Below are 3583 nucleotides of genomic sequence, written 5' to 3' on the forward strand. Positions count from 1 at the left end.
AGACGAAGCGCCCCCCGAGTGGTCCGGGGGCGCTTCGGCATGCCGGGGGTGTCAGGCCATCATCCCGTCCAGCTTGCGCAGCGACTCGTGCAGGGCCGCCGTGGCCGAGTCCTTGAGCTTGCCCGCCATCAGGGACACCGTCGCGCCCGTGAACTCGCCGTCGATGCGGACCGTCGTGGCGTCGCCGTCGGGTGTGAGGGTGTAGCGCGTCGCGACGGTCACCGCCATGGGGCCCTTGCCGCGGATGGCGAGCACGCGGGCCGGTTCCATCGCCTCGACGGTCCACGCCACCTCGGCGGGGAAGTTCATCAGCCGCATGTTCTCCTGGAACGTCGCACCCACTTCCAGGGGTTCCGGGCCGCCCGCCGGGAAACTCGTGTGGGTCGCGTTCCACTCGCCGTACGCGGACCAGTCCGTGAGCCTCGCCCACACCCTCTCGGCCGGCGCCCCGATGCGTGCCTCCGCGCTGACTTCGGCCATGCGACCACCTCTTCGTGTCGGCTGGGTGTCGCGGAACGTAGCCGTGGCGGCCTCAATGTTCAATACTGACGGACCGTCAGCTGTGCCCGGGTCTCCAGCTGAATCGGCCTGATCTCCTCCGTAAGGAGGAGATTTCGCTCGCTGGAGTCCACTTCCCGTGGGACGTGAAAATGCTTCCAGCCGAGGATGCCCCGGGCCCGCGGGACTGATGGGGTGGGGGATGTGCAACCCCGTATCCCCCGGCAGTCGGCCCATGAGCACGGCATTCAGCGCGTGGACAACGATGCCAGGCTCAGTGACGAGCTGGCGTCGGTGGTCGGCGGTGCCCGGCGCCGGGCCGTCCGGGACGGGGACCGGCAGATCGACACCGCCCATCTGCTCCACTCGCTGCTGGAATCCGACCCCGAGGCGCGTGCCGTCTTCGGAGAGGGGCCGCACATCGCGCGGCTGCTCGGATATCTCGTCCAGCGCAGCATCGGCTACGGCCTGCGCTGGCAGAGCGGTGTCGAGGACTCCGGCGCCGTCGCCGTGGTGACGGAGTCGGCGGGCTTCTCCCCGCTCGCCGCCGCGTCCATGGAGGACGCCTGTGAGCGCGCCGCCGGGCGCGGCGGACCGGCCCGTGGCACCGACCTGCTCGCGGCGATCGTCGCCGACCCGCAGGCGCGCGCGGTCGAGGTGCTCGAACGGGCCGGCATCGACCCGCGCGAGGTGCTCGCCCGGCTCGACGGCTGGTCCGGCCTCACCGAGGAGTGCGGCGACGCCACCTGCTGAGCGGTACGGCGCGGGACCGGTCCCCCGTCCATGCTGTGAGACAGGTGCCATAGGGGATGACGCTCCTGTCATGGCCTGTCATCATGTGCCGGTGTGTACCTCTGACAGCAGCGTGAGCGGGCGCGGCAGGGGTGTGGGGCTCGGCCTCGCGCTCCTGTCCGCGGTGGCCTTCGGCGGATCCGGGGTCGCGGCCAAGCCGCTGATCGAGGCGGGTCTGGACCCGCTGCACGTGGTGTGGCTGCGGGTCGCCGGGGCGGCCCTGGTGATGCTGCCGCTCGCCGTGCGTCATCGCGCCCTGCTGCGCCGGCGTCCCGGGCTGCTCGTCGGATTCGGGCTGCTGGCCGTCGCCGGTGTCCAGGCCTGCTACTTCGCCGCGCTCTCCCGGATCCCCGTCGGGGTCGCCCTGCTCATCGAGTACCTGGCGCCCGCGCTCGTGCTGGGCTGGGTGCGGTTCGTGCAGAAGCGGCCCGTGACGCGGGCCGCGGCCGTCGGTGTCGTCCTCGCGGTCGGCGGACTGGCGTGTGTCGTCGAGGTCTGGTCGGGCCTCGGCTTCGACGCCCTCGGGCTGCTGCTCGCGCTCGGCGCTGCCTGCTGCCAGGTCGGCTACTTCGTCCTGTCCGACCAGGGCAGCGACGCCGGGGACGAGGCACCCGACCCGCTCGGCGTCATCGCCTACGGGCTGCTCGTCGGTGCGGCCGTGCTGACCGTCGTCGCCCGGCCCTGGACCATGGACTGGTCGGTGCTCCGGGGCACCGCGAGCATGGCCGGCAGGCCCGTCGCCGCCGTCGTGCTGCTGGCGTGGATCGTCCTCGTCGCCACGGTCGTCGCCTACGTCACCGGTGTGGTCTCCGTGCGCCGGCTCTCCCCGCAGGTCGCGGGGGTCGTGGCCTGTCTCGAGGCGGTCATCGCCACCGGCCTCGCCTGGGTCCTGCTCGGCGAGCACCTCTCGGCGCCGCAGATCGCCGGTGGGGCGATCGTGCTGGTGGGCGCCTTCATCGCGCAGTCCTCGACGCCCTCGAAGGGTTCCGGACAGCCGGTGGCGAGCGGCGGCCCGGAATGGGAATTGTCCCGGCGCGGGACCAGCGCCTAAGGTGCCGATCATGCCTTCCGCACGCGTTCTTCCGCCTCCGGCCGCCTGAGGCGGGCCCTCCGGAAACCGCGCCCGGCGATTCGCCGCCGCGCAGAACGGTGCTGCCCGCAGACGAAGTCCGTGGACCCCTGATCCCTAATGATCCGGGGCCCTTCCCGAACTTCCGCGCAGCCGGCCGCCGCCCGACGCGGGCGCGGCACGCCGTGCGCGTCTGCGGAGAGAACACGTGTCGAACACTGCCTCCGGCCTGCCCATCGGGCGAGGCCTCCTCTATCTGATCGTCGCCGGTGCCGCCTGGGGCACCGCGGGTGCGGCCGCCTCCCTGGTCTACCGGGCCAGCGACATGGGGCCCGTAGCGCTCTCGTACTGGCGTTGCGCCGCCGGTCTCGTGCTGCTGCTCGCCGTCCGGCTGGTGCGGCCGCGCGCCGGTGCCCCCGTGCGTGAACCGCTCGGCCGCAGGGCACTGCGAACCGGGGTCACCGGGTTCGGGCTCGCCGTCTTCCAGACCGCGTACTTCGCGGCCGTCTCCGCCACCGGCCTCGCCGTGGCCACGGTCGTCACGCTGGGCGCGGGGCCCGTTCTCATCGCGGTGGGCGCCCGGCTGACCCTGGCCGAGCGCCTGGGGCGGGGCGGTGCCGTCGCCGTGGTGGGTGCCCTCGCCGGGCTCGTGGTGCTCGTCCTCGGAAGCGGGGGTGCGACCGTACGCCCCGCGGGTGTGCTGCTCGCGCTGCTGTCCGCGGCCGGGTACTGCGTGATGACGCTGCTCACCCGCCGGTGGGGCCGCGACGGCGAGGGCGACGCCACCCGCACGACCGCCGGGGCCTTCGCCGTCACGAGCCTGTGCCTGCTGCCGTTCGCCCTGGCGGAGGGACTGCTGCCGCACACCGAGGAGCCCGGGCGGCTCCTGCTCCTGCTGCTCTACGTCGCCGCGGTCCCCACCGCGCTGGCCTATGGCCTGTACTTTGCGGGCGCGGCCGTCGTACGGTCCGCCACGGTCTCGGTGATCATGCTGCTCGAACCGGTGAGCGCGGCGGTGCTCGCCGTCGTCCTGCTCGGCGAACACCTCACGGCGGCGACGCTGGCCGGGACCCTGCTGATGCTGGGCTCGGTGGCGGGCCTCGCGGTGGGAGAGGCGCGGGGTGCGCGGCCCAGGTCTTCGACGCTCTCCAGCGTGGCGAGGTCACCGCCCGGATCGCCGCGCAACTGCCGCTCGCCCGCGTCTCCGAAGCCCTGCGGCTGGCC

The 3583-nt window shown here is 73.3% G+C and carries 4 protein-coding genes; 3 read left to right on the top strand and 1 reads right to left on the bottom strand.

Features of this window, described 5'->3' with window-relative positions; all coding sequences use genetic code 11:
• Positions 1 to 51: 51 nt before the first annotated feature.
• Positions 52 to 480 carry an SRPBCC family protein gene (locus tag ABZ281_RS42445; protein WP_356663371.1) on the bottom strand — a complete coding sequence of 143 codons (429 nt, stop codon included), beginning with the start codon at positions 478 to 480 and terminating at the stop codon, positions 52 to 54.
• Positions 481 to 702: 222 nt separating this feature from the next.
• On the opposite strand from ABZ281_RS42445, the gene ABZ281_RS42450 reads away from it, so the two are divergent.
• The 3 genes from ABZ281_RS42450 to ABZ281_RS42460 all read left to right on the top strand — a co-directional run.
• Positions 703 to 1251 carry a Clp protease N-terminal domain-containing protein gene (locus ABZ281_RS42450; RefSeq protein WP_356663373.1) on the top strand — a complete coding sequence of 183 codons (549 nt, stop codon included), beginning with the start codon at positions 703 to 705 and terminating at the stop codon, positions 1249 to 1251.
• Positions 1252 to 1336: 85 nt separating this feature from the next.
• On the top strand, positions 1337 to 2341 hold the full coding sequence (locus ABZ281_RS42455; protein ID WP_356663377.1) for an EamA family transporter: 1005 nt from the start codon (positions 1337 to 1339) through the stop codon (positions 2339 to 2341).
• Between the two features lie 226 nt (positions 2342 to 2567).
• A partial coding sequence (locus ABZ281_RS42460) for an EamA family transporter (RefSeq protein WP_356663375.1) occupies positions 2568 to 3583 on the top strand: 1016 nt, incomplete at its 3' end.

The organism is Streptomyces sp. NPDC006265, assembly GCF_040613555.1.
Taxonomy (GTDB): Bacteria; Actinomycetota; Actinomycetes; order Streptomycetales; family Streptomycetaceae; genus Streptomyces.